The organism is Halomonas sp. DP5N14-9, from assembly GCF_019802175.1.
Lineage (GTDB): Bacteria > Pseudomonadota > Gammaproteobacteria > Pseudomonadales > Halomonadaceae > Halomonas > Halomonas litopenaei.
Genome location: NZ_JAHVHR010000002.1, coordinates 133421 through 159785 on the forward strand (window position 1 = coordinate 133421; position 26365 = coordinate 159785).

22 protein-coding genes are annotated in these 26365 nt (G+C 65.0%); 2 read left to right on the plus strand and 20 right to left on the minus strand.

The features are described from left to right. Positions 1-51: 51 nt before the first annotated feature. Both ptsP and KUW00_RS02185 read right to left on the minus strand, forming a co-directional pair. Entirely contained in the window at positions 52-2313 is a 2262-nt protein-coding gene (ptsP, locus tag KUW00_RS02180) for a phosphoenolpyruvate--protein phosphotransferase (protein ID WP_108131402.1), read from the minus strand. A gap of 122 nt (positions 2314-2435) precedes the next feature. Beyond that, positions 2436-2927, minus strand: a complete 492-nt coding sequence (locus KUW00_RS02185) for an RNA pyrophosphohydrolase (protein ID WP_045994143.1) — start codon at positions 2925-2927, stop codon at positions 2436-2438. A 221-nt stretch (positions 2928-3148) separates the two neighbouring features. Between KUW00_RS02185 and KUW00_RS02190 the strand changes: the two genes are divergently transcribed. Then, complete coding sequence (locus KUW00_RS02190) at positions 3149-3805, plus strand: HAD family hydrolase (protein ID WP_045994142.1); 657 nt, start codon at positions 3149-3151, stop codon at positions 3803-3805. A 157-nt stretch (positions 3806-3962) separates the two neighbouring features. Here KUW00_RS02190 and KUW00_RS02195 read toward each other — a convergent pair whose 3' ends face one another. From KUW00_RS02195 to yrfG, 10 genes are all read right to left on the minus strand, one after another. After that, positions 3963-4937 carry a malate dehydrogenase gene (locus KUW00_RS02195; RefSeq protein ID WP_045994141.1) on the minus strand — a complete coding sequence of 325 codons (975 nt, stop codon included), beginning with the start codon at positions 4935-4937 and terminating at the stop codon, positions 3963-3965. Positions 4938-5333: 396 nt separating this feature from the next. Then, positions 5334-5816 (minus strand): sigma D regulator, encoded by a 483-nt coding sequence (gene rsd / locus KUW00_RS02200; RefSeq protein ID WP_222568148.1) that lies wholly within the window; start codon positions 5814-5816, stop codon positions 5334-5336. Between the two features lie 152 nt (positions 5817-5968). Further along, on the minus strand, positions 5969-6493 hold the full coding sequence (locus tag KUW00_RS02205; RefSeq protein WP_108131401.1) for a disulfide bond formation protein B: 525 nt from the start codon (positions 6491-6493) through the stop codon (positions 5969-5971). Continuing rightward, positions 6490-8136, minus strand: a complete 1647-nt coding sequence (gene gshA, locus KUW00_RS02210; RefSeq protein ID WP_409996273.1) for a glutamate--cysteine ligase — start codon at positions 8134-8136, stop codon at positions 6490-6492. The genes KUW00_RS02205 and gshA overlap by 4 nt, the downstream gene beginning before the upstream one ends. A 148-nt stretch (positions 8137-8284) precedes the next feature. Further along, on the minus strand, positions 8285-10648 hold the full coding sequence (locus KUW00_RS02215; RefSeq protein WP_222568150.1) for a Tex family protein: 2364 nt from the start codon (positions 10646-10648) through the stop codon (positions 8285-8287). A gap of 107 nt (positions 10649-10755) precedes the next feature. After that, positions 10756-11253 (minus strand): peptide-methionine (R)-S-oxide reductase MsrB, encoded by a 498-nt coding sequence (gene msrB, locus KUW00_RS02220; RefSeq protein WP_045994136.1) that lies wholly within the window; start codon positions 11251-11253, stop codon positions 10756-10758. Positions 11254-11488: 235 nt separating this feature from the next. Continuing rightward, positions 11489-13045: a phosphoenolpyruvate carboxykinase gene (locus KUW00_RS02225; protein ID WP_045994135.1), complete on the minus strand. Its 1557-nt coding sequence runs from the start codon at positions 13043-13045 to the stop codon at positions 11489-11491. Between the two features lie 329 nt (positions 13046-13374). Next, positions 13375-14250 carry an Hsp33 family molecular chaperone HslO gene (gene hslO / locus KUW00_RS02230; protein WP_108131400.1) on the minus strand — a complete coding sequence of 292 codons (876 nt, stop codon included), beginning with the start codon at positions 14248-14250 and terminating at the stop codon, positions 13375-13377. 96 nt (positions 14251-14346) lie between these two features. Continuing rightward, positions 14347-14733 carry an RNA-binding S4 domain-containing protein gene (locus KUW00_RS02235; protein ID WP_108131399.1) on the minus strand — a complete coding sequence of 129 codons (387 nt, stop codon included), beginning with the start codon at positions 14731-14733 and terminating at the stop codon, positions 14347-14349. Next, a complete protein-coding gene (yrfG, locus tag KUW00_RS02240) occupies positions 14726-15406 on the minus strand; it encodes a GMP/IMP nucleotidase (RefSeq protein ID WP_108131398.1) in 681 nt (226 codons plus the stop codon). Before yrfG ends, KUW00_RS02235 begins: the two co-directional genes overlap by 8 nt. Positions 15407-15785: 379 nt before the next feature. Between yrfG and nudE the strand changes: the two genes are divergently transcribed. Next, entirely contained in the window at positions 15786-16370 is a 585-nt protein-coding gene (gene nudE, locus KUW00_RS02245) for an ADP compounds hydrolase NudE (RefSeq protein WP_045993076.1), read from the plus strand. Between the two features lie 122 nt (positions 16371-16492). On the opposite strand, the gene KUW00_RS02250 is transcribed toward nudE, so the two are convergent. The 8 genes from KUW00_RS02250 to ribE all read right to left on the minus strand — a co-directional run bounded on the left by KUW00_RS02250 (position 16493) and on the right by ribE (position 26362). Continuing rightward, the gene (locus KUW00_RS02250) at positions 16493-17584 is read right to left on the minus strand and encodes an oxidoreductase (protein ID WP_045993077.1); all 1092 of its coding nucleotides are present in this window, start codon (positions 17582-17584) and stop codon (positions 16493-16495) included. A gap of 246 nt (positions 17585-17830) precedes the next feature. Beyond that, a complete protein-coding gene (gene ilvD / locus KUW00_RS02255; RefSeq protein ID WP_108131397.1) occupies positions 17831-19678 on the minus strand; it encodes a dihydroxy-acid dehydratase in 1848 nt (615 codons plus the stop codon). Between the two features lie 290 nt (positions 19679-19968). After that, positions 19969-22416, minus strand: coding sequence for an endopeptidase La (gene lon / locus KUW00_RS02260; protein WP_108448155.1), 2448 nt, complete (start codon positions 22414-22416; stop codon positions 19969-19971). Positions 22417-22609: 193 nt separating this feature from the next. Then, positions 22610-23866 (minus strand): DUF945 family protein, encoded by a 1257-nt coding sequence (locus KUW00_RS02265; RefSeq protein ID WP_222568151.1) that lies wholly within the window; start codon positions 23864-23866, stop codon positions 22610-22612. Positions 23867-23925: 59 nt separating this feature from the next. Next, positions 23926-24399, minus strand: coding sequence for a phosphatidylglycerophosphatase A (locus KUW00_RS02270; protein ID WP_045993081.1), 474 nt, complete (start codon positions 24397-24399; stop codon positions 23926-23928). After that, entirely contained in the window at positions 24396-25355 is a 960-nt protein-coding gene (gene thiL / locus KUW00_RS02275; protein WP_222568152.1) for a thiamine-phosphate kinase, read from the minus strand. Before thiL ends, KUW00_RS02270 begins: the two co-directional genes overlap by 4 nt. A 12-nt stretch (positions 25356-25367) precedes the next feature. Further along, a complete protein-coding gene (gene nusB / locus KUW00_RS02280) occupies positions 25368-25868 on the minus strand; it encodes a transcription antitermination factor NusB (RefSeq protein ID WP_045993083.1) in 501 nt (166 codons plus the stop codon). Beyond that, positions 25865-26362, minus strand: coding sequence for a 6,7-dimethyl-8-ribityllumazine synthase (gene ribE, locus KUW00_RS02285; protein WP_108448153.1), 498 nt, complete (start codon positions 26360-26362; stop codon positions 25865-25867). Before ribE ends, nusB begins: the two co-directional genes overlap by 4 nt. Positions 26363-26365 lie beyond the last annotated feature (3 nt).

Consider the following 26365-nt stretch of genomic DNA (forward strand, 5'->3'; position numbering starts at 1 on the left):
ACGCTGCGAGATGCCAAGGCGCGCGGCCATCCTTGACGGCCGCTGCCTCGCTCAATCCCTGGGCGGCAGCAGATGGGCCAGCTGCCAGGCCTGCATGCGGCTCGCCAGGTGGGCGCGCACCTCGGCTGGCGTTTCCAGCGCAAGGGTCTGCTCCACCAGCTCGGCTGCCGCCTCTCGCGATACCCGACGAATGGCCGCCCGCACGCGGGGCAGGTTGGGGCCATTCATCGACAGCACCCGGAAGCCCATGCCCATCAGCAGCAGCGCACCAGCCGGGTCGCCGGCGAGTTCGCCGCACACCGAGGTCGGCACATTCAGCTCGCTGCTCTCGGCGGCCAGGCGATGCAGCGCCGACAGCACCGCAGGGTGACAGGAATCGTAGAGGTCAGCGACCCGCGGGTTGTTGCGATCCACCGCCAGCAGGTACTGGGTCAGGTCGTTGCTGCCCACGGAGAAAAAGTCGACCCGCGCCGCCAGTGCCCTGAGCTGGTAAAGCGTCGCCGGCACCTCGAGCATCACCCCGAGGCGCGGCCGGCGCACTTCCACCCCCTCTTCGCCCAGCTCGATGATCGCCCGCTCGATCAGCTTCAGGGTGTCATCGACTTCATCGACATTGGTCACCATGGGCAGCAGCAGCTCGAGGTTGTCGAGCCCCTGGGAGGCCCGGAGCATGGCGCGCAGCTGTACCATCAGCACTTCGGGGTGATCCAGGGTGACGCGAATACCGCGCCAGCCGAGGAAGGGGTTGGCCTCTTCGATGGGGAAGTACGGCAGGTCCTTGTCGCCACCGATATCCAGGGTCCGCATCACCACCGGAAGCGGGGCAAAGCTCTCGAGCTGCTCCCTGTACAGCCGGGTCTGCTCCTGCTCGCCGGGGAAACGTTCGGTGATCATGAACGGCACTTCGGTGCGATACAGCCCTACCCCGCCGATACGCGTCTTGAGCGATGCGACCGTATCGACGGTCAGTCCGGTATTGACCATCAGCGTCATGGCGTGACCGTCCGGGGTCACGCTGGGCAGGTCCTGCTCGTGTTCGAGCAGCGCCGCCAGGGCCTTCTCCTCGTCGATCTGGCTCTGGTAATGGGCCACCAGCTCCGGGCCAGGACGCACGAACACGCGCCCTCGGTGACCATCCAGCACCAGCGGGGCGCCGTCGAGTCGCGGCAATGGCAGGTCGATCATCCCCGACACCAGCGGAATCCCCATGGCACGGGCGATGATGGCCACATGGGAGTTGCTCGACCCTCGTACCGAGATCAGTCCGCCAAGTCGGTCCCGGGGCACCTCGCCAAGCAGCGCGACGCTGATCTCGTCACCGATCAGGATGGCCCCCTGGGGGTAGTGTTCGGGCAACCGCGGCGACTCTTCCTGCAGATGGGCCAGCACTCGGCGTCCGAGATCGCGCACGTCGGCGGCACGCTCTCTCAGGTAATCGTCGTCCACACGCTCAAGATACTGCACATGGCGGCGCACCACGTCGGCCAGGGCGCCGGGCGCCCACTGGCCCTCGCGGATACGCTTTTCGACTTCCTGGGACAGCGCCGCCTCGCCGAGCATCTGCTGATAGACGTCGAACAGCGCCAGTTCCTGGGCCGAGATACGATTGGCCAGCCGCTCGCCGGCGGCACGAATCTCTTCGCGCACCCGAGCGATGGCGTCCTTGAGCCGTGCGATCTCGAACTCGACGTCGGTGGGCACCAGATCCGGCACGCTGTCGAGATCGGCCGGCGGTGACAGCACCACCGCCTCGCCGATGGCCATGCCGGGTGAGGCGGCGACCCCGATGAAGGTCGCCTGGACGCCGGGAAAGGCCGGGCAGGTCAACCCACCAGTGGCCAGCGCATGGGCCAGCACGCCGGCAAGCTGGGCGCCCATGGTGACCAGGAAGGCCTCGTCGGATTCATCGTAACGACGACGCTCTGCCTGTTGCACCACCAGTACACCGAGCATGCGGCGCTGATGGATGATGGGCACACCGAGAAAGCTCGAGTAGCGCTCTTCACCGGTGGCCTCGAAGTAACGGAAACTGGGGTGAGCCTGGGCGTCCTCCAGGTTGAGCGGTTCCTCGCGGCGGGCCACGGTGCCGACCAGCCCCTCCCCTACCGGCAGCGCCACCTGGCCCACCGCCTGGGTTCTCAGGCCGATGGTCTCCATCAGCACCAGCGCATCGCGTTCGCCGTCGAACAGGTAGAACGAACAGACATCGGTCTGCATCGCCTTGCGTGTCCGGCGCACCAGGGTCGCCAGCGCCGCGTCCAGGCTGCGCGCGCTGTTGACCTCCTGAATGATTCGTTGCAGGACCTTGAGCATGGAAAGGTCTCACCCCTGTTCTTGTACTGGTCCGGCCATGGGGCGACCGAACGATAAGTGGGAGGCAGCAACGCCACCGGCCTCTCGCCGACGTGGCTGATGTGCTGCCGCGGGCGCTGGATTCATCCCTTCTCCAGCGCCAGGCTCTGGGCGCGAGGCAATAGCTCACGTAGTGCTCGGCGGTAGACCTCCCTCTTGAACGGTACCACCTGCCCCAGCGGATACCAGTAACTGACCCAACGCCAGCCATCGAACTCGGGCTTGGGGGTGCCATCCACACAGATGCGGCTTTCCTGGCAGCGGATCCGCAGCAGGAACCACTTCTGTTTCTGTCCTATGCACACTGGGCGCGAATGTGTGCGAACCATGCGTCGCGGCAGGCGGTAGCGTAGCCACCCCCTGGTGCAGGCCAGTACCTCCACATCCTCGGCGGTCAGGCCGATTTCTTCGTGGAGCTCTCTGAACAAAGCCTGCTGGGGCGTCTCATCTGACTTGATGCCTCCCTGGGGAAATTGCCACGCGTTCTGCCCTACCCGACGCGCCCATAGCAGCTGCCCCTGGTCGTTGACGATGATGATGCCAACGTTGGGGCGAAAGCCGTCTGCGTCGATCACGGGCTTCACCTTTCCAATCGGTATTGACTGCATTCTTCCACAATGGCTCGAAGCGCATCAATACGACATCTCGAACCCCTGCCGAGGTTCTGACATAATCGCCCCCTTTGTGGCCTTCCCGGGCCAGGGGCCCATGGGCATGACGTACGCCTGTTGCTGGCCACTCCGACACAGATCGCCGGGCCGGGAGGTCGCCTCACCCAAGCGCCGGGAGACACACCTTGAGTCTGGCCATCTTCGATTTGGACAATACCCTGCTGTCGATCGACAGCGACCATGCCTGGGGCGAATTCCTGCTCGAGCAGGGCGCCGTGGACGCGGTGGCCTATCGCGAGGCCAATGACCGTTTCAAGGCCGACTACGACGCCGGTCGTCTCGACATGATGGCCTTCCTGGAGGTGGCCCTGAAGCCACTGGCGGACAATTCCATGGAACAGCTCGCCGCCTGGCATCAGCAGTTCATGGCCAGCAAGATCGAGCCCGCCATCCTGCCCCAGGCCGAGGAACTGATCGCCCGCCACCGCGCACGGGGCGACACCCTTCTGATCATCACCGCTACCAATCGCTTCATCACTGGCCCCATCGCCGAACGCCTGGGCATCGATGACCTGATCGCCGTGGAACCGGAGCTCGTCGATGGCCGCTACACCGGCCGGGTCAGCGGCGTGCCGAGCTTTCAGCAGGGCAAGGTGACCCGCCTGGAACAGTGGCTTTCTGAGCGCGACGACACCCTCGACGGCGCCTGGTTCTACAGCGACTCCCACAACGACCTGCCGCTGCTCGAGCAGGTCGATCATCCGGTCGCGGTGGACCCGGACCCGGCCCTGCGCGAAGTCGCCGAGGCCAAGGGCTGGAAGATCATCTCCCTGCGCGGTTGAGCCAAGCGCGGTTGAGACAAGCCCCCTCGCACGACGCCGACGCCATCCACAAAAGAACCCCGCCACAATGTGGCGGGGTTCTTCGTTGGCACGATGACCACTGGTCGACGTGCCGGCGATGCTCTGCAAGGACCTGTCGGGCCTTGCGAGACCGATATCAGCCCAGCAGGTGCTCGACCGCAGCGCGCTCTTCGCGCAGCTCGTCTTCGGTCGCCTTCATCTTGGTGCGGCTGAACTCGTCGACCTCGAGGCCCTGGACGATCTCGTACTTGCCGTCCTTGCACACCACCGGGTAGGAATACATGATGCCCGGCTCGACGCCGTAGCTGCCGTCGGCAGGAATGCCCATGCTGACGATGCCGTCGCTGCCCAGCGCCCAATCACGCATGTGATCGATGGCGGCGGATGCGGCGGAGGCAGCGGAGGATGCACCACGCGCCTTGATGATGGCGGCGCCACGCTGCTGCACGGTCGGGATGAAGTCGTTTTCGTACCAGTCGCGCTCGACCAGGTCGAAGGCCGGCTTGCCGTCCACCTTGCAGTGGGACAGATCCGGGTACTGGGTCGCGCTGTGGTTACCCCAGACGATCATGCTGTCGACGTCGGTGACGTGCTTGCCGGCCTTCTGCGCCAGCTGAGTCTTGGCCCGGTTGTGGTCCAGACGCATCATCGCGGTGAACTGGCCGGCGTCGAGGTCCGGCGCGTTGCAGGAGGCGATCAGGGCGTTGGTGTTGGCCGGGTTGCCCACCACCAGCACGCGAATGTCACGGCTGGCGTTGTCGTTGATGGCCTTGCCCTGGGCGGAGAAGATGGCGGCGTTGGCCTCGAGCAGGTCCTTGCGCTCCATGCCCGGACCGCGCGGACGGGCACCCACCAGCAGGGCGAAGTCGGCGTCCTTGAAGGCCACGTTGGCATCGTCGGTGGCGACGATGTCCTGAACCAGCGGGAAGGCGCAGTCGTTGAGCTCCATCACCACGCCATTCAGCGCTTCCATGGCCGGAGTGATCTCGAGCAGCTGCAGGATGACCGGTTGGTCCGGGCCCAGCATGTCGCCTGCGGCGATACGGAAGGCGAGAGAGTAGCTGATCTGACCGGCGGCACCGGTGATGGCAATACGTACGGGGTCTTTCATCATGGCTCCTTGGGATTGTCGCCGTGAAGGGGCCCGGGCGGCATCATGCAGACGTCGGCCGACACCTTGGCTGCCTCGGGCGGCGTTCAGGACGCGGAAAATCTTATGCTTGCAGTGCACAAAACTCAATTGGCCCGACGCAATTGACCTGGCCTGGCACCGTCGACCTGGGCTGTCGCCAGACACGTCCGCCTGGACGACCTGACGTCGCGCCCCCTCAAGAGCCAGATCCGGAAGTGTCGGATCCTCGAGTATCGGCCCCGGGCATAATCGTCGGCCTGCTGCGAACGACGCCGCCAAAGCCCTCGGTGTTATCGCCCAGCGGCCTCGCAACGAGCCTGACCTATGCCCACGCTGCTGGTCTCCCCGCCGTTAGTTCACTGCCGGCACCACCTTTCAGGAGACGCCTTCGGCGGGTGCGTGCTCGTCGTGAAGCCGTGCAATCAGCTGATCTTCCAGGCCAAAGCGCTCCGACAGCCCCTTCTTCAGTCGCTCAAGCCAGGCCGGCAAACGCGGCAGAAAGCGTTGGCAGCGCACCGGAGTAGAGTAGTCCTCGTCGAAGGACAGCACCAGTTCGGTGGACATCTCGAGGCGTTCCAGCAGACGATCGGCAATATTCAGTGCCGACGTGTCATCGAAGGCACGCGCCTCTTCCCTCAATTGCGGATAGACCTCGAAATGGCCGGCGCTGATGTAGTCCATCAGCGTCTCGCTGAAGGTATCGATGCGTTCCTTGGTGATGGTTTCCAGATCCGCATCGCATGACTGTTCGAGCTCATTCAAGACAACGAGCAGACCCTCGCGCTGCTCGAGCCAGCGGTCGATCAGTCGATGGACGCCTCCCCAGCGTTCGCGAGCGGTCTTGCAATCTTCCAACATGGCGGCCTCCCTAGCACTGCCTCACCCCGAATCCAGGCGGATGAACAGACTCCCTCGTGCCGCCGCCCCTGTCAACGAATGCATGCCAAGTACCTGATTGGCCGTCATCACCGACAGCAAAACGGCGCAGAGAACGCCTCTACCGCCAAGCTTCAGCCGTTCCAGCGATAGCCGCTGGTCGTGGCCCGCAGCGTCGTGAGCATGCCCACCGGCACCGCCAGCAGTACCACAAAGCCGATCAACGTCCAGCCTGGCAGCGACAGCCCGAGCAGGGTAGCGCCGACCTCGGCGCACTCGCCGGAGCCGGACAACACCGAGGCGATGACCTTCTGCAGCGGCAGCACATCGATCATGTAATCGAGACCGGGGCCACAGCTCGGCACCTGATCCGCCGGCAGCGACTGCAGCCACAGATGACGCCCGGCAACGGCGATCCCGGACAGCACCGCCAGGGCCGCCAGACCGCTGTAGGCCACTGTGGCGAATGCACCACGAGGTCCATGCAGCGCGGCCACGGCAAACACCAGCCCTGCCGCGATCACCGCCACCCGCTGAAACACACAAAGCGGACAGGGCTCGAGCCCGACCAGGTGCTCAAGCCCCAGGGCCACGGCCATCATTGCCACGCAAAAGCCCAGTCCCGCCAGGCTCCACTGCCGCAGGCTCCACTCGCTCATTTCAGGCTCTCTCCGCTATGGGTCGGTTGATCCGTGGGTGCCAACGCCCGGGTCTCCCGGGCTCGGCTGAAATAGTCGCTCAGGAATTGAGCAAAATCGCTGGTGTCGGATGCCTCGATCTCCCGCTGCTGCTGATGAGAGGTCTCGACCAGGTCTTCCAGCATGGACGCACGACACCGGTTGAGCGGCTCGTCAGCCAGCGCAGCGGCCTGCTCACGGGCGATGGCGACCATGGCCTCGACAAACTCCTCACCGTTGTCCTCGAGGCGCGCCAGCACGCGAGCAGAAGGCGTCAGCGACGGATCATCGATGCGCGGCGCGATCGCGTCCACCGCCTGCTGGTGGGGACTGCCATCCTCGAGCTGGTCGAGCAGCGCGGCGACCTCGCGCATCTCGGCGACGATGGCGCGACTCCAGTCGGCCAGACCGCGGCGGTTGCCTCGGTCATTGAGCTCGAGCCCGGGCTCGCGACCGCGTTCCACCACCAGGCGACGATTGTCGTCCAGGTGGTCACACTCCTCGTCGGAGATCCAGGGACTGTCGGACAGCAGGCACCACACCAGGAAGGTGTCGAGAAAGCGGGTCTGGGCGGCATCGATCCCCAGGGTAGCGAAGGGATCGATATCCAGACAGCGGACCTCGATGTACTCGACACCGCGGGCCTCGAGGGCCTGGCTCGGTGTCTCGTCGTGACGAGTGACCCGCTTGGGACGGATATCGCTGTAGTACTCGTTCTCGATCTGCAGGATGTTGGCGTTGAGCTGACGCCAGCTATCGCCATCACGCACACCCAACGCCTCGTAGTCCGGCCAGCCGGTGGCGATGGCATGGCGCAGGGTGTTGACGTAATTCGACAACGAATTGAAGCAGATCTTGAGCTGATCCTGCACCTTGTTCTGGTAGCCCAGATCGGACATCCGCAAGCTGGTCGCATAGCGAGATACCAGGGTGCGCTCGCCGAGGCGTTCCAGACCCTCGGGAATCTCGCCGTCATCCAGAAAGCTGTCGTCGATGGCGGGCGATGCACCGAACAGATACAGCAGCAACCAGCTATGGCGTCGGAAGTTGCGGATCAGCCCGAAGTAGCGCGAGGAGCGGTACTCGCCCATGGACACCTGCTCCTGCTCGTCCAGGGTCTGCAGCAGCGTCCACAGGTCGTCCGGCAGCGACACGTTGTAGTGGATGCCGGCGATCGACTGCATGATCCGCCCGTAGCGAGCGTCCAGGCCGCGACGATAGACATGCTTCATGGTGCCGACGTTGGAGCTCCCGTAGTCGGCGATGGGCACGCTGTCGTTGCCATTGAGCCGGGAAGGCATGCTGGCCGGCCAGATCCACTCGTCGTCCAGATGGCGATAGGTGTAGCGGTGGAGATCGGCCAGAAATTCCAGCGCCTCGTCGGGACGGCTGTAGACCGGCGTGATGTACTCCAGCAGCGCCTCGGAGTAGTCCGTGGTGATATGGGGGTGGGTCAGTTTGGAGCCCAGCGCCCGGGGATGGAAGGTCGCCGCGATCACGCCGCGGTCGTCGACCCGAAGCCCCTCCTTTTCAATGCCGCGGCGCAGGCGGCCGAAGCGTCGTGCGGCCGCCGGGCCGCGCAGGCGTTCGAGGAGCGAAGAAAGCTGAGTGGACAAGGTGAACACCCCGTGTCGTGGAAGGGCCCGGGGGCCTGCTTCGAATGGCGGCGACGGCAACGGGCGCTCAGGCGCCCGTTGTTTCAGTCGACAGATACGGTCGACAGTCGAGATCGCTGGATAAGGTCGACAGATTATGGCGTTCCATTGGCAGGTTTCAAGAACGACCCTGCTTCGCCTTGAGCAGAGCGGCACCCAGGGCGCCCATGGGAGCGGCCTCGTCGCGCCCTCCCTTGCCTGCCTGACCGCGACCCTGCTGGCTCCGAGGGCCCTTGCCCCCGCCTTCGCGACGTCTGGGGGCCTGGCGAGCGTCACCTCCGTCGGCGCTGTCGGGCGTATCGTCCATGCGCATGGACAGCCCGATACGCGAGCGCTGCAGATCCACGTTCATCACCTTGACCTTGACGATGTCGCCCGCCTTGACCACGGTGCGTGGATCCTCGACGAAGCGATCCGACAGCGCTGAAATGTGCACAAGACCGTCCTGATGCACACCGATATCGACGAAGGCACCGAAGTGGGTGACGTTGGTCACGGTACCTTCCAGCACCATGCCCGGCTCGAGGTCCTTGAGCGTCTCGACGCCCTCGCGGAACTGCGCTGCACGGAACTCGGGACGAGGGTCGCGGCCAGGCTTGTCGAGCTCGGCGATGATATCGCTGACGGTGGGCACCCCGAAGCGCTCGTCGGCAAACTCGCTGGGCTTGAGCGCCTTCAGCGTGGCGCTGTCGCCGATCAGCCCGGACAGCTCGCGCCCGCTGCGCTCGGCGATACGCTCGACCAGCGGATAGGCCTCCGGGTGCACGGCGCTGGCGTCCAGCGGATTGGCGCCATTCATGATGCGCAGGAAGCCGGCGCACTGCTCGAACGTCTTGGGCCCCAGCCGGGACACCTCGAGCAGATCACGGCGATCACGGAAGGCGCCCTTGGCGTTGCGCTGGGTGACGATGTTCTCGGCCAGCCCCGGATTGAGCCCCGCCACCCGCGACAGCAGCGCCGAGGAGGCGGTATTGAGGTCGACCCCCACCGCGTTGACGCAGTCCTCGATGACCACTTCGAGGCTGCGTGACAGCTGGACCTGGGAGACATCGTGCTGGTACTGGCCGACGCCGATGGACTTGGGTTCGATCTTGACCAGCTCGGCCAGGGGGTCCTGCAGGCGGCGCGCGATCGACACCGCGCCACGAATGGTCACGTCGAGATCAGGCAGCTCGCGGGAGGCATATTCTGAGGCAGAGTACACCGAGGCCCCCGCCTCCGAGACCATGACCTTCGACAACCGGGGATCCTTCATCGCCTTGAGCAGATCCCCGGCCAGCCGATCGGTCTCCCGGCTGGCGGTGCCGTTGCCCACGGCGATCAGCTCGACGCCGTGTTTCTTGACCAGTTTCGCCAGTTCGGCAAGCGACGCATCCCACTGATTGCGCGGGGCGTGGGGAAAGATGGTGGCCTGCTCGAGGAACTGCCCGGTGGCATCGACCACCGCCACCTTGCAGCCGGTGCGCAGGCCGGGATCGATGGCCAGCGTGGCCTTGGGGCCGGCCGGCGCCGCCAGCAGCAGATCCTTGAGGTTGGCGGCGAAGACGTCGATGGCCTCGCCTTCTGCCCGCTCACGCAGACGCCCCATCAGCTCGGTCTCGAGGTGGGTGTAGAGCTTGACCCGCCATGTCCAGCGCACCACCTCGGCCAGCCAGCGGTCGGCCTTGCGCCCCTCGTCGCGAATCTCGAAGTGACGCGCGATGGCGACCTGGGCTGGGTGCACCGGCGCCTCGTCTTCGCCAGGCAGGCGCAACGCCAGCGCCAGCACACCCTCGTTGCGGCCACGGAACATCGCCAGGGCGCGGTGAGAAGGCACCTTGGCAAGCCGTTCGTCGTGTTCGAAGTAGTCGGAGAACTTGGCACCTTCCTGCTCCTTGCCGGCGATCACGCGGCTGGACAGCTCGCCCTCGCTCCACAGTCTCTCGCGCAGGCGCCCGACCAGCTCGGGGTCCTCGGCGAAGCGCTCCATCAGGATCTGCTTGGCACCATCGAGCGCCGCCTTGGCGTCTTCGATCGCCGGCGTCTCGCCTTCGGCAGGCCGCAGGTAGCCCGCGGCTTCGGTCTCGGGGTCGAGGGTCGGATCGGCCAGCAGCGCGTCGGCCAGCGGCTCGAGACCCGCTTCCCGGGCGATCTGTGCCTTGGTCCGGCGCTTCTTGCGATAGGGCAGGTAGAGGTCTTCCAGGCGCTGCTTGGTATCGGCAGCCTGGATGCTGGCGGCCAGCGAATCGCTGAGCTTGCCCTGCTCGTCGATGGCCGCAAGCACTGTGGTGCGGCGCTCTTCCAGTTCACGCAGATAGCCCAGGCGCTCTTCCAGGTTGCGCAGCTGGGTATCGTCGAGTCCTCCGGTCACTTCCTTCCGATAGCGCGCAATGAACGGCACCGTCGCGCCGCCATCCAGCAGCTCGACGGTCGCGGAGATCTGAGGGGTCTTGACCGCCAGTTCTTCGGCCAGGCGGGCAATGATCTTGGCTGTAGCGTCCATGAAATCCTTGGCAATACGACGTCTGTGATCCCGCCAAGGTATCACAAAGCGCCCTTTTGCGCCGCCGCCACCCGCTGCCCGGCGTCATCCCCCGGGCAGCTTTTCGTTCAGGCCGGAACGAACTTGAGCGCGACCCCGTTGTTGCACCAGCGCAGACCGGTGGGATCGGGCCCATCCTCGAACACGTGCCCCTGATGACCACCACAGCGAGCGCAGTGGTACTCGGTACGCGGCCACAGGATCTTGTAGTCCACACTGGTCAGCAGGTGGCCCTCCACGTGCTCGTAGAAGCTCGGCCAGCCGGTGCCGGAGTCGTACTTCATGGCGCTGGTGAACAACAACAGATCACAACCGGCACAGCGAAATTCACCTTCACGCTTCTCGCCGTCGAGCGGACTGGAGCCTGCCGGCTCGGTCCCTGCCTCGCGCAGCACATCGTACTGGGCCGGGCTCAGGCGCTCACGCCACTCGCTCTCGCTCAATTCCAGCGGCTCGATATCGGGACTTGGCGAAAGCTCCAGCTCAGGGCGGGCATTGGCCACCGCCGGCACCATGCTGGCGAGGCCGCCGAGCCCGAGCAGTGCGAGGAAGTTGCGTCGTTTCATTGTAGAGTCTCCTGCGTCAAGGATTGTGCTGGGTCGGTCTGCCCCTCCCCTTCCTTACACTCAATCGTCGCTGTCCGTCCGGACCTTCGCCAACTATCGACGGCAAGGCGCTGGAACAAGAGCAAAAAAAGAGGAGAAGGCCATCGCCTTCTCCTCTTCTCGACCCCTGCCTCGCGGCAAGGTTCAGTCGTTTACTGCCTTGGCAACCCGCAGGTTAAACCAGGCCCGGAGCCGCCTAGACCAGGCTCGGGCCTGCCTTGACGATGGCGTCGCTGACGCCGTCGAACTTCTTGAAGTTCTCTACAAACTTGCCTGCCAGTTCGCTGCGCTTGCGATCGTAGGCTGCCTGGTCTTCCCAGGTCTGACGCGGGTCCAGCAGGCTGGAGTCGACGCCGGGCACGGACACCGGCACCGACAGGTTCAGGCCGTCGATGTGGCGGGTTTCCACGTCACGCAGCACGCCGGTCTGGATCGCGTGGATGATGGCGCGGGTGGTCGGGATGGAGAAGCGTGAGCCGCCCTCGCCGTAAGCACCGCCGGTCCAGCCGGTGTTGACCAGGTAGACCTGGGCGTCCTTCTCGGCCACGCGCTTGATCAGCAGATCCGCGTACTCGCGGGCCGGGCGCGGGAAGAACGGCGCACCGAAGCAGGTGGAGAAGGTCGCTTCCAGACCGCTGGAAGAGCCCATCTCGGTGGAGCCCACCTTGGCGGTGTAGCCGGACAGGAAGTGATAGGCGGCGGCCTCCTTGGACAGCACCGACACCGGCGGCAGCACGCCACTCATGTCACAGGTCAGAAAGACGATGGCGTTGGGCTCGCCGGCGCGGTTCTCGGCCACACGCTTGTCGACGTGCTCGAGCGGATAGGCGGCGCGGGAATTCTGGGTCAGGCTGTCGTCGGCGTAGTTCGGCTCACGACGATCGTTGAGCACCACGTTCTCGAGCACGGTACCGAACTTGATGGCATTCCAGATGACCGGCTCGTTCTTTTCCGACAGGTCGATGCACTTGGCGTAGCAGCCACCCTCGAAGTTGAACACGGTACCGACGCCCCAGCCGTGCTCGTCGTCGCCGATCAGGTAGCGACCCGGGTCCGCTGACAGGGTGGTCTTGCCAGTGCCGGACAGGCCGAAGAACAGGGTGGTCTCGCCGTCTTCGCCGACGTTGGCGCTGCAGTGCATGGGCAGCACGTCGGCCTCGGGCAGCAGGAAGTTCTGCACCGAGAACATGGCCTTCTTCATCTCGCCGGCGTAACGCATGCCGGCGATCAGCACCCGGCGCTTGGCGAAGTTGATGATCACGCAGCCATCGGAGTTGGTGCCGTCACGGCTCGGCTCACACACGAAGTGCGGGGCATTCTGGATTTCCCACTCGTCCTTGCGTGACGCATTGTAGGCCTCGGGACGCACGAACATGGTGCGGCCAAAGAGGTTGTGCCAGGCGGTCTCGGTGGTCACACGAACCGGCAGGTAGTGGGTCGGATCGCTGCCCACGTGAAGCTCGCTGACATAGCTGTCCTTCTCGCCCAGGTAGCCTTCCACTCGCTCCCACAGTGCATCGAAACGCTCGGCGTCGAAGGGACGGTTGACGCTGCCCCAGTCGATCTGGGCACTGGTGGACGGTTCGTCGACGATGAACCGGTCCTTGGGGGAGCGCCCGGTACGTTCACCCGTCTTGACCACGAGGGCGCCGTGGGAGGCCAGTCGGCCCTCGCCCTGGGCCACCGCACGCTCGATGAGCTCGGCAGTGCTGAGGTTGACGTGAACGGTAGAAGACTGCGTGGTGGTGGTCATAGGATTCCTGGGCCTTCGGCTTCTCTCTCGTGGACTGGCGCCATCCGACAGGGCGAACGGCGCAAGGGATCCGGCGAGTCGACTACGCGGTTCGACCGTCTTCTTCGACTGACGACGCGTCCGGGATCGGCGGGGATTATGGCAAAAAACCCCGAGACAGGAAATGCCCATTTTTCAAGACGTTATTGTAGTTAAATTACAACATTTCGGCCTTTTTGGTGCATTTCCTGTCATTCCACTACAAACCTGCAACCGCCACCGCAGTCCCGATAACCTCGAGCCTGCCATTCATGCCAGCGAAACGGCTCGGGCCTGGACGCTGCAACCGCTCAATGCACCGTTGGGCTGCCGTCGCTGGGGTCCTCGATCAAGGCTTCGACATCGGCCGCGGTGAAGGCGTAGCGGGTGTTGCAGAAGTGACACTGGGTCTCGATCGTACCTTGCTCCGCGACGATCTGACGCAATTCCTCGTGCCCCAGCGACATCAGTCCCCCGGCGATGCGCGAACGAGAACAAGTACAACCAAAACGCAACGCCTTGGATTCGAAGGTACGCAATGGCTCCTCATGGAACAGCCGCACCAGCAAAGTTGCCGCATCCAGTTCCAGCAATTCCTGTTCGCTGAGGGTGGCAGCCAAGTGATAGGCGCGATCCCAGGCGTCGTCATCCTGATTGAGCGACTCGTCGGGCAGTCGCTGCAGCAGCAGGCCACCGGCGCTGACACCGTCCGCCGCCAGCCACAGCCGCGTGGGCAGCTGCTCGGACTGGGTGAAGTAGGCTTCCAGGCAGCCGGCCAGGCGATCGTGCTCGATGCCGACGATACCCTGATAGCGCCGCCCTTCCTTGGGGTCGAGGGTGATCACGATCTGGCCTTCTCCCACCAGCTCGCGAAAGCCGGCCTCATCGCCGGGCAGTGCCGCATCTTCGGCGAGGCGGGCGATGGCGCGAAGCTCACCGCCAGGATTGGACTCCGCCATCATCAGGGAGACGTCACCACTGCCGCGCACCTCGAGGGTCATGGTGCCGTCAAGCTTCACGGTGTCGGTCAACAGAGCCACCGCCGCCAGCAGTTCACCGAGCTGACGATTGACGGCGGCCGGATACTCGTGACGCTTGAGCACCTCGTCGTAGGCCTCGGACAGGCGGGTGACTTCGCCGCGGACGTTGGTGTCATCGATAATGAATCGCTGTATCTGATCAGCCATGAAAAACGATCTCTGCTGGGCGCGCCCCGGCGGGCGCGCGTCTGACGAAAAGAAGGGTGTTCGACGAGGGCGCTGGGATGAGCGCGACGCGCGCCGTCAGGAGCCGCCCTCGCGCTGGAAGCGCTTGATATCGCGGCGCGCCCGCTTGTCGGGGCGCTTGAGCGGATGCTTGAAGACCTCGTTGGCCTGGCGGCGCTGATCGGCCTCGCGCTCGCGACGTTCGCGACTCTGCTCGGTCTCCTGGTACAGCCGCCGCGCCTCCGGCGCCCCACGACGCTGCTCGCTGACCTCGAGCACCTCGACCTCCCACACATCCCAGCCCTGAGGCGCACGTATCAACATGCCGGGGCTCACCGACTTGCTGGTCTTGGCCCTGGCCCCGTCGACCTCGACCTTGCCACCCTCGATGGCCTTCTTGGCCAGGGCGCGGGTCTTGAAGAATCGTGCCGCCCACAGCCACTTGTCGAGTCTGACGCTATCCACGGGGGGCCTCCGGAGTCTGCGGCGCCGAGGGCATGATATCGGCGAAACGGTCCAGCGCGATAAAGTCCTTGAGCGACTTCTCCGGCCGCCGGCTGTCCGGCTGGCGGATCCCCAGCAGATGGCGAATACCGTACTCGCGGGCGCTTTCGAGCACCGCCGCGTTGTCGTCGATGAACAGGGTCCGCTCGCGGTCGAAGGGCTCGATCTCGTTGAGCGCATGCCAGAACGCCTGTTCTTCCTTGGGCTCACCGATATCGGCAGACGACACGATGGCGTCAAGGTAGTCGTCGAGGCCCGTCAGCGGCAGCTTCAGCGCCAGACTCTCGCGATCGGCGTTGGTCGCCAGCACCACTCGCGGATGGGCGCTCTTGAGCCAGCCCAGAAAGTCCAGAGCATCGCCGCGCAGGCCGATCAGATGCTGGACCTCGCGCTTGAGCGCGACGATATCCACGTCGAGCTCGCGGCTCCAGTAGGCCAGGCTGTACCAGTTGAGAGTGCCCTGCTCCCGGATGATCCGCGCGCGCACCACTTCCTGGGTGGCCTCATCCAGCTTGTGCAGTTCTACGTAGCGGCGAGGCAGATGCTCCAGCCAGAAATGACTGTCGAAGTGCAAGTCCAGCAAGGTGCCGTCCATGTCCAGCAGCACGGTATCGATGGTGTCCCAATCGAGCATTACCTCATCTCCAGCCATCACCAGCTCAATGCTTGTTCCACTGCGCCGGCGAACGTCCGCCGACACCTGAGTAACGTGTTAGTGTACCTCAAAGGCATTCGGGCTCGCAGCCCGGGCGCTTGCGCCTGGTCTCGGCCCGGTGCGGACGGCGGATGTCCCGCGACGCCGCCAACCCCATGTTCATTACGCTAGGCTCTGTCCGAAAAGTCGACGAGCGAAGGTTAGACAAGGCAAAAATCGGTGAGACAGCGCAGTTTACGGGGTGTAAATGAGCATGTTGATCCGATTTTTAACGCCGTATTACCGAGCGCAGGCACTTTTCAGACAAGCCCTAGTCATTACGCTATTCATCAGCCCATCCCACCGCCCAGGAGCTCCCATGGACGACAGTTCCCCGGAAAAACCCCGCATCCTCTCACGCAAGACCGTCGCCGAGAGCCGTCTGTTCCGGGTCGAGGAACTCGAACTGCGCTTTTCCAACGGCGCCGAGCGTCACTTCGAACGGCTGCTTGGCAACGGCAAGGGCATCGGCGCGGTCATGATCGTCGCCATGCCCGACCCCGACCATGTACTGCTCATCCGAGAGTACGCCGCCGGTTTCGAGGACTATGTACTGACCCTGCCCAAGGGCGTCGTGGACCCCGGCGAGGACATCGTCACCGCCGCCAACCGCGAGCTGATGGAAGAGTGTGGTGTGGGCGCCCGGCGTATCGAACCGCTGGTTGAGCTTTCCCTGTCGCCCAACTATATGCGCCAGCGTATGCAGGTCATGCTGGCGAGCGACCTCTACCCCAAGCGCCTGGAGGGCGATGAGCCGGAGCCGCTGGTGGTGGAGACCCATGCGCTGGACAGCATAACCGCGCTGCTCGCCCGGGAGGACTTCCACGAGGCCCGCGCCATCGCTGCGCTGTACATCGCCCGGGACAAGCTCAAGGGCGAGCAGGCCGATACCTCACTTTGGTAAGACCCACCCTACCAATACGACCAGGGGGCCCTGACGGCCCCCTGGTCAACGTGCCTTGGTCGAATTTGCCTTGGCCAAGCTTCCTTGGCCAAGGCCCTCTTGTCGTGCCTGGCTGATTCGCCTCAGCGACGGGCGTGCAGCCGGCGGAGGTTGCTGTTGCCTTCCTTCAGGCGCACCCAGCGCCCCTGGCGGTAGCTGTCGAGCCCCGCTTCCAGCAAGGTCATCACGTCCACCGCCTGCTCGCCGGACACCGGCGGCGGGTCGCCATGCAGCAGGGTCTGAGCGACGGCAGTGTAAAAGGCGGGATAATTGCCCGGTTCCGACAGCCACTCTTCGGTGACCAGGTCCGGCTCCTCGGCGCTGCCCCGGTTGAGGGTCAGTTGTCCCGGCGCATCGTCGACGCCCCAGTCTTCACTCGGCATCAGTCCCTGCTTGAGCCAGCCTTCCTGGGGGTCGAGCCCGTAGATCGAATAGCTGCCCTCGGTGCCGTGCACCACGAAGCGCGGGCTGGGCTCGGCTACCAGCGAACTGGCCTGCAGGGTCACCCTGAGGCGGTCGTACTCGAGCAGCGCCAGAAAGTCGTCATCCACCTCGGCGCCGTCTCTGGCGGAGGCCAGTTCCAGCAGAATTGCCCGAGGCATGCCGAACAGCTCTATGGCCTGATCGAGCAGATGCGGGCCGAGGTCGTACCAGATGCCGCCACCGGGCTTGTGCTGCTCTCGCCAGCGGTTGTTCACCGCCGGTCGATAGCGATCGAAACGCGAGGTAAAGGACGTCACTCGCCCCAGCCGGCCCTGCTCCAGAAGCTTGCGCACCGTCAGGAAGTCGCAGTCCCAGCGACGATTGTGAAAGACGCTGAGCAGCAGTTCCGAGCGGTCCGCCTGGGCGCGGAGCTGACGCGCCTCCGAGGCCGACACAGTGATCGGCTTGTCCACCACCACGTGCTTGCCTGCCGCAAGAGCCGCCTTGGCCATGGCATAGTGCTGCTCGTTGGGTGTAGCAATCACGATCAGGTCAACGTGGCGCACCTCGAGCAGCTCGTTGAGCTTGGCGTGCACCGTCACGTCCGGAAGGTCACGCAAGACCTTGTCGGCGTCGGAGCTGACCACCGAGGTCAGCTCGAGCCCTGGCGCGGCCTGGATCAAGGGGGCATGGAAGGTCTTGGCAGCCATGCCGTAACCCACCAGGCCCACATTGAGAGTCTGTGTTTTCATAGCGGTCCCCGTGCCTGCATCTCGCCCATCTTGTCGAGGGCTTCTTTGATCTGTCGATCCCCTGTCACGTCAGAATGACCAAATCCCCGGAAATTATCGAGTTCCGGCGTACACGCAAGCTGTTTCATTTCGCTGATCGGTCGCTCATTTCTTCAAGCGAGTCGCCTGAGCGCTGGACGCCATCAACGATGAAGGCCGGCGTATGCCGGCCTTCATCGAGCTACTCTGTGCTAAAAAGCGCAGATATTAGTCGTCAAGCTTTTCCAGATCGCGCACCGCGCCCATGTCAGCCGAGGTGGCCAACAAGGCATAGGCCTTCAGCGCAGGAGTCACCTTGCGCAGACGCTGAATGCTCGGCTTCCAGGCATCCTTGCCGCGCTCCTGCTGGCGCTGGCGGCGCTCGGCAAGCTCGGCGTCGTCCAGCAGGACATTGATGGTCCGAGCGGGGATGTCGATGCGGATACGGTCGCCGTTTTCCACCAGAGCGATGGCGCCGCCGGCGGCGGCCTCCGGTGAGACGTGGCCGATCGACAGCCCTGAGGTGCCGCCGGAAAAGCGTCCGTCGGTGAGCAGGGCGCAGCCCTTGCCCAGCCCCTTGGACTTGAGATAGGACGTCGGGTAGAGCATCTCCTGCATGCCCGGGCCGCCCTTGGGGCCTTCGTAGCGGATCACCACCACGTCGCCTTCCTTCACCTTGTCGCCAAGGATATGTTCCACCGCCTGATCCTGAGACTCGACCACGTGGGCCGGCCCTTCGAACACCAGGATGCTGTCGTCGACGCCGGCGGTCTTCACCACACAGCCGTTCTCAGCGATGTTGCCCTTCAGCACGGCGAGCCCGCCCTCCTTGGAGAAGGCGTGTTCGTAGTCGCGGATACAACCGGTGGCGCGGTCACCGTCCAGGCTCGGCCAGCGGGCGCTCTGGGAAAACGCCGTCTGGGTCGGGATACCACCGGGGCCGGCCTTGAAGAAGTTGACCACCTCCGCCGACGGATTGCGCATGATGTCCCACTCGTCGAGGGCCAGCTTGAGGCTGTCGCCGTAGACCGTGGGCACCGAGGTATCCAGCACTCCGGCGCGATCCAGCTCGCCGAGGATCGCCATGATGCCGCCGGCCCGGTGCACATCCTCGATGTGATACTTCTGGGTATTGGGCGCCACCTTGCACAGCTGAGGGACTTCGCGGCTCAGCCGGTCGATGTCCATCATGTTGAAGTCGACGCCTGCCTCCTGGGCGGCGGCCAGCAGGTGCAGGATGGTGTTGGTGGAGCCGCCCATGGCGATGTCCAGGGTCATGGCGTTCTTGAACGCCGCCTTGGAGCCGATGGCACGGGGCAGCAGGTGCGCTTCGTCACCTTCGTAGTAGCGCCTGGCCAGCTCGACGATGCGCTCGCCTGCCGTCTCGAACAGGCGGCGGCGATCGGCGTGGGTGGCCAGCACCGTGCCGTTGCCCGGCAGCGCCAGACCCAGCGCCTCGGTCAGGCAGTTCATGGAGTTGGCGGTGAACATGCCGGAGCAGCTGCCACAGGTGGGGCAGGCGCTGCGCTCGACTTCGTTCAGGGTTTCCTCGTCCACCGAATCGTCGGCGGCCATGACCATGGCGTCCACCAGGTCCAGGCCGTGATCCAGCAGCTTGGTCTTGCCGGCTTCCATGGGGCCGCCGGAGACGAAGATCACCGGCACGTTGAGGCGCATGGCGGCCATCAACATTCCAGGCGTGATCTTGTCGCAGTTGGAGATGCACACCAGGGCGTCGGCGCAGTGGGCGTTGACCATGTACTCCACGCTGTCGGCGATCAGATCGCGACTCGGCAGCGAATAGAGCATACCGTCGTGGCCCATGGCGATACCGTCGTCCACGGCGATGGTGTTGAATTCCTTGGCCACACCGCCGGCCTTTTCGATTTCACGGGCGACCAGCTGGCCCATGTCCTTCAGGTGAACGTGGCCCGGCACAAACTGGGTGAAGGAGTTCGCCACCGCGATGATCGGCTTCTGGAAGTCGCCATCCTTCATGCCGGTGGCGCGCCACAGGGCGCGAGCGCCGGCCATGTTGCGACCGGCGGTGGTGGTACGGGAGCGATACTCAGGCATGGAATCCTCGTCATTTTTCGTCCACCCGTGATGCAGAAGGCAACCGGGCGGTGTCGCGTGTCCAGACTGTCGATTCTGTCACGCACAGACGGCACTGACTAGCCTTGCACAGGCCATCACGCCACGGGCCCGAGAACCGCGTCATGCGGCCTCGGGCCCGATCCGGGACGGCTTGCCGGCTCACTGTCGGCGAAATGCGCCGTCATATTGCCGCTAGCCGAATACCACCTTGGCGACGTCCTTGCAGTGGCCGACGAGAGCGGTCGGCGAAATGCACCGTCATGCCGTCGTTAGCCGAACACCACCTTGGCGACGTCCTTGTACCGATTGGCGAAATGCACGGTCATGCCGTCCTTGAGGTACTCCGGCAGTTCGTCATAGTCGCGCCGATTGGCCTCGGGCAGGATCACCTCGAAGATATCGCTGCGGCGCGCGGCGATGACCTTCTCGCGGATCCCGCCCACCGGCAGCACCTGTCCGGTCAGCGTCAGCTCCCCGGTCATCGCCAGGTTGCGCTCGATGGACTGATGACGCGCCAGTGACAGCAGCGCCGTGGTCATGGTCACCCCCGCCGAGGGGCCATCCTTGGGGGTGGCGCCTTCCGGCACGTGCAGGTGAACAAAGGAGGCATCGAAGAAGCCGGCATCGGCGCCGTACTCGGTCAGGTGCCCCTGAACATAGCTGTAGGCGATGTTAGCCGACTCCTTCATCACGTCGCCCAATTGGCCGGTGAGCTTGAAGCCGCGATCCAGCCCGTGCACCTTGCCGGCCTCGATGGACAGGGTGGCACCGCCCATGGAGGTCCAGGCCAGGCCGGTGACCACGCCCTGCCCTTTCATCACCTTTTCCTTGCGGAACAGCGGGGCACCGAGGAACTCCTCGAGGTTCTTGAGCGAGACCTTGACCGTCGCCTGGTCGTTCTCCAGAAGCTTGACGGCGGCCTTACGCACGATCCGGTGCAGCTGTTTCTCCAGTTGCCTGACACCGGCCTCCCTGGCGTAGCCCTCGACCACCTGGCGCAGGGCTGCGGCGGTCAGATTGATACGCTTTTTGGGGATATTGTCGCGCTTGAGCAGCTTGGGCCAGAGGTGGTTCCTGGCGATGGCCTGCTTCTCTTCGGCGATATAGCCCGACAGGCGAATCTGCTCCATACGGTCGAGCAACGCCGGCGGGATGGAATCCAGGGTATTGGCGGTGCACACGAACAGCACCTTGGACAGATCCAGACGCACGTCCAGGTAGTGGTCGAGGAAGTCGACGTTCTGCTCCGGGTCCAGCACCTCGAGCAAGGCCGAGGCCGGATCACCCTGGAAGGACTGGCCCATCTTGTCGATCTCGTCGAGCATGATCACCGGGTTCTCGACCTCGACCTCCTTGAGCGCCTGGACCAGCTTGCCGGGCATGGCGCCGACGTAGGTGCGCCGGTGGCCCTTGATCTCGGCCTCGTCGCGCATGCCACCCACCGAGAAGCGATAGAACTCACGGCCGAGCGCCTCGGCGATGGAGCGACCGATGGAGGTCTTGCCGACACCTGGTGGTCCCACCAGCAGCACGATGGAGCCCCCCACGTCACCCTTGAAGGTGCCCTCGGCGAGGAACTCGACGATCCGCTCCTTGACGTCGGTGAGTCCGTCATGGTCGCGGTCGAGTACCTGTCTGGCGTGGGCCAGGTCCAGCTGGTCCTGGCTGCGCTGGCCCCAGGGCATGGCCGTCAGCCAGTCCAGATAGTTGCGGGTGGTGCCATATTCGGGCGAACCGGTCTCGAGCACCGACAGCTTGGCCAGCTCGTCGTCGATGCGTTCCTGCACCCGCTCGGGCACCTCGCGGCCCTCGAGGCGCGCGCGGAAGGTGTCGACGTCGTTTTCACGGTCGTCCTTGGAGATGCCCAGCTCACGCTGGATCACCTTGAGCTGCTCGCGCAGGAAGAATTCGCGCTGACGCTCCTGCATCTGGGCGTTGACCTGCTCGCTGATCTCGCTCTGCAGCTGCGCCACCTCGATCTCCTTGCGCAGCAGCGGCAGCACCTTCTGCATCCGCGGCACCACCGGCAGCGTGGCGAGCACGTCCTGCAGCTCCTGCCCCTGGGCGGAGGTGATGGCGGCGGCGAAGTCGGTCAACGGGCCCGGCTCGTGGGGACTGAAGCGATTGAGGTAGTGCTTGAGTTCCTCGCCGTACAGCGGATTGATCGGCAACAGTTCCTTGATGCCGTTGATCAGCGCCATGGCGTAGGCGCGGGTCTCGTCTTCCTCCGCGTCCACCGGCTCACGAGGGTAGGACACCTCGACCAGAAACGGCGGGGTGCGCGACAGCCAGCGCTCGATCTTGAAGCGTCGCACGCCCTGGGCGATGAACTGGATCTGGTTGTCCTCGCCCTGCAGCTTGTGGGCCTTGACCGCGGTGCCGATGGTCGGAAAGTCCTCGTGGGACAGCTCCTCGACACCGGCCTCTCCGACGAAGGCGAGACCGACGGTGTCATGGGGCGTATTGGCGACCCGCTCGATGGTCTCGGACCAGCGTTCGCGGTTGATCACCAGCGGCTGCACCTGGGCGGGAAAGAAGGGACGATTGTGAATCGGCAACAGGTAAAGCCGTTCCGGCAGCGAGGCGCTGGCAGGAATCACCGCATGGCCCTGGACCTGCTCGCCATCGGCCAGGCCGTCCGCGGTTCCGTCTTCGGCGTCGCCACTCATGGGAATCCAGTCCAGATCGTCGGACCGGGGATCGCGATCATCGCTCATGGTGTCCTCATCCTGAAGTAGGGGGCGTCTTGCCCGTCTGGGTATCAGCAATGCGGGCGACCACGACCAAGTTCAAGGCGTGACAGGAGGATAGCAGCAGAGTGACGCCATCGGGGACGCTGTCGGGCCCGGCCGGGAGGGACTCAGGGGACAGGAATCTGGTGGCTCTTCTGACGGTGTGAGCGGAGTCCGCTCAACCACCCAGCAGCGGTGGTACCGGACGTCCGTTGATCCGCAGTCGCCCCTTGACCACGTCGATGCCCAGCATCGAGGTATCCAGCGGCAACCCCAGCCACAGCGCGACCACGGCCGGCGGATCACGCCATTCGAAGTCTCCGTCCAGGCGCTGGCGAAAGCGCTCGCGCATCTCGGGGCGATCCAGCGACAGCAGGCTCAGCGACGCAAGGTCTCGGGGGTCCAGCACCAGCACGCCCTCGCCCTTGAGACTCAGTCCCAGCATGGGGCTGTCGAGATCCACGTCCTTCAGATCCAGACGCGGAGAGTCCTTGAGCAACTGGGCCAGGGCGCGATCCATCGCCGAGTAGGCCTCGGCGTCCTCGAGCGAGACGGTGCCTAGCGCGGTCTTGTGACGCGCCAGGGCCACCACCGAACGCAGCGCCTCGGCGTTGATGCGAGACAGCTCCAGACTGACCTCGCCGTCCACCAGCATGTCGTCGCCGGAGCGCACCTCACCGATGGTCAAGGTGCTCTGCAGCCTCAGCTCGCTGTCATCCAGCAGGGTGCGGGCCTCGAGCACCAGTTCGGTGCCATCCAGGTTGACCTGAGGGTGACGCAGACTGACGGCGTCCAGGGTCAGCTTGTCCTGCTGGGTGAAGTGCAGGGCCCCGGGGGTATAGGCGTAACGGCTTTCGTGATGGAGCGGGCCGATTTCCAGCACCGCGTCTCCATCGCGCAACTCGATCGCCTCCAGCAGCACCTGGGTGCGCCAGTCGCCATAGACTCCGTCAAAGGCGATACGTCCACCGGAGAATTGCAGCGAGCGAGGCGCTTCACCGGACGGAGACTGACTGATGAGAAATGGTGCCAGCCGCAACTCCCCCTGCAGGGTGCCCCCCAGGGTGCGGTAGTGAGCTTCCCAGCGGGGCGGGCTTGCCGGCATGGCATCACCGAACAGGCGCCGGTCGGCGTCGCCGACGTGTACGTCGAGCCGGCCAAAGACGCTGGTATCGAGTACGCCGTGGCGTGCCTCATAGGGAATCGCAAGATGCCAGGCGTGACCGATCAGGGGAGCCACATGCAACACGCCGGAGGAACGCAGCCAGCCCTGCTCCACGTCGTCGCGCGAGATTCGCAGGTCACCGCGCGCCTCGAGATCGGCAAGCGCCCTCTCCAGTTCGCGCTCGAACAGCAGACTGGCGAGATACTGGGCCACCGCCCAGGCCAGCGCCAGCACCACCACCACCGGTACGATCCATCGTTCCTTGCGCATTCCTTGCCCTCTCTGCCGAGAGGAGCCTCCCTGCCCCCGTCGGCGTGACGATACGCTGTTCAGTGTAGCCAGAACCACAGGTGCATGGTGCACCAGGAGTAAACGCCGGCCATGACATCATCGACCATGATGCCGAAGCCGCCGGCGACGCGACGATCGGCCCAGCGAATGGGCCAGGGCTTGATCACGTCGAATACACGAAAGACAACGAAGCCCCACAGCGCCGCTTCCCACGAAAAGGGCACCGCCGCCATGGTCAGCCAGTAGCCGACAAACTCGTCCCAGACGATACCGGAGTGGTCGTGCACGCCGAGGTCCCGGGACGTCTTGTCGCACAGCCAGACACCCCAGACGAAGGTGATGGCGATCATCACCAGGTACCAGCCCAGGGTCAGCTCGGACAACAGCCAGTAGAAGGGAATGGCCGCCAGGGTCCCGAAGGTCCCCGGGGCAAAGGGCGCCGCCCCGCTGCCCAGCCCGAAGGCAAGAAAATGGGTCGGTCGACGCCACACGCTAGCCGGTGCTTTGTTCACGATGTCCCTCCGTGGAAATGTTGCCACCCCGGCAGCGAAGAGGCATTCACCCCTTGTATCCCCGGCGACGCGGTGACCTGGCCGATGGCAACGAAGGCGAGCCCCAGTTCTGCCAGTGCCAGGCGGGCCCGATCGAACGCCGCCGACGGCAGCGCCACGACCAGCTCGTAGTCGTCGCCGCCGGTCAGGGCGGCCTCTCGGGCCGCCTCGGTGCCGAGGGCCTCTACGAGCCCTTCGGCCAGAGGCAGCGCTTCGGCGTCAAGACGCGCCCCGACACCGCTGGCTTTCAGCAGGTGACCAAGGTCGGCAAGCAAGCCGTCGGAGACGTCGATGGCCGCGCTGGCCAGTCCCCGCAGCGCCAGACCTGCCTGCCAGCGCGCCTGGGGCAACAGGTAGCGGGCAAGCAGCGGTGACTCGAGATCTCGCTGACCCTCGTACCAGGCCGCCAGTCCCCCGGCGCCGCCACCCAGCGCACCGGTGACCGCCAGCACGTCGCCGGCGCGGGCACCGTCGCGACGCAGCGCCTCGCCCGCAGGTACCTCGCCCATCACGGTGACGCTGACGGCGCGCTGGCCCCGGGTGACGTCGCCCCCGACCAGGGTCATGTCCGCCTCGTCGCACACAGCATGGAAGCCCTGGGCGAACTTTGCCACCCACTGCTCTTCCACCTCGGGCAACGTCAGTGCCATCAGACACCAGCGCGGCTGCGCGCCCATGGCGGCCAGATCACTCAGGCTCACCGCCAGGGCGCGATGCCCCAGCGCCTGCGGCGGTGCGTCTTCGGGAAAATGCTGGCCTTCCACCGAGGTGTCGACGCTGACAACCAGTTCGTGCCCTGGCGACGGGCGCATCAAGCAGGCGTCGTCACCCACCCCGAGCGAGACGCCGGAGGCCTTGCCGGGCTCGCCCGTCGTGGGCGCCAACCAGCGCTCGATGAGTTCGAATTCTCCGTACATCAGGCGCGACCTTCAGCGGCGACGGGCACTGACCTCGGCGCTTCTGAGCTTGATGGCCAGCTTGTCGAGAATGCTGTTGATGTACTTGTGGCCATCGGTGGCGCCAAAGGACTTGGCCAGCTCGACCCCTTCGTTGATCACCGCCCGATAAGGGACCTCCAGACGCTTGGACAGCTCGTAGGCCCCAAGGCGCAGGATCGCCAGCTCGATCGGGTCGATGTCCTCGAGGCGGCGGTCCAGCAGCGGCGAGATGGAGGCGTCGAGCTCCTTGCGGTAGCGTGCGACGTTATGCAGCAGCTCATGGAACAGCGCCAGATCGGCGATTTCCATGACCTTGAGCCAGTTCTCGTGCACCTCCAGGTCGTCATCGGGCACCTGGCTGCGAAATTCGGCCTCGACCGCAGTGATGGACTTGTCGGTCATCTGCCACTGATAAAGTCCCTGCACCGCCAGCTCGCGAGCCGCACGGCGAGACTGCTGGGCCTTGCTGGGCGCACGCTGTTCGCGGCTCATGCGGACGCCTCCTCGGCATCGTCACCAAAATGACGCAGCAGCGACACCATCTCCATGGCGGCCATGGCGGCTTCGACGCCCTTGTTGCCGGCCTTGGTGCCGGCCCGCTCGATGGCCTGCTCGATGGAGTTGACCGTCAGCACACCGTTGGCCACCGGGGTATCGAACTCCAGCTGCAGCCGCGACAGCGCGGAATTGCACTCGCCGGCCACGTGCTCGAAGTGCGGGGTACCGCCGCGAATGACCGCGCCGAGGGCGACCACTGCGTCGGGACGCGCCACCGCCAGCACACGCTTGACCGCCAGCGGCAGTTCCCAGGCACCCGGGACGTGGACGATGTCGATCATCTCCATGTCCACCCCGTGGCGCACCAGGCTGTCCACCGCGCCCTCGACCAGGCTATCTACCACATGGTGATTGAAGCGGCCCACGACGATCACGTAGCGGCCCTGGACGTCGACGAAGCTGCCTTCGACTTGGGAAATAGGTTGCATCTT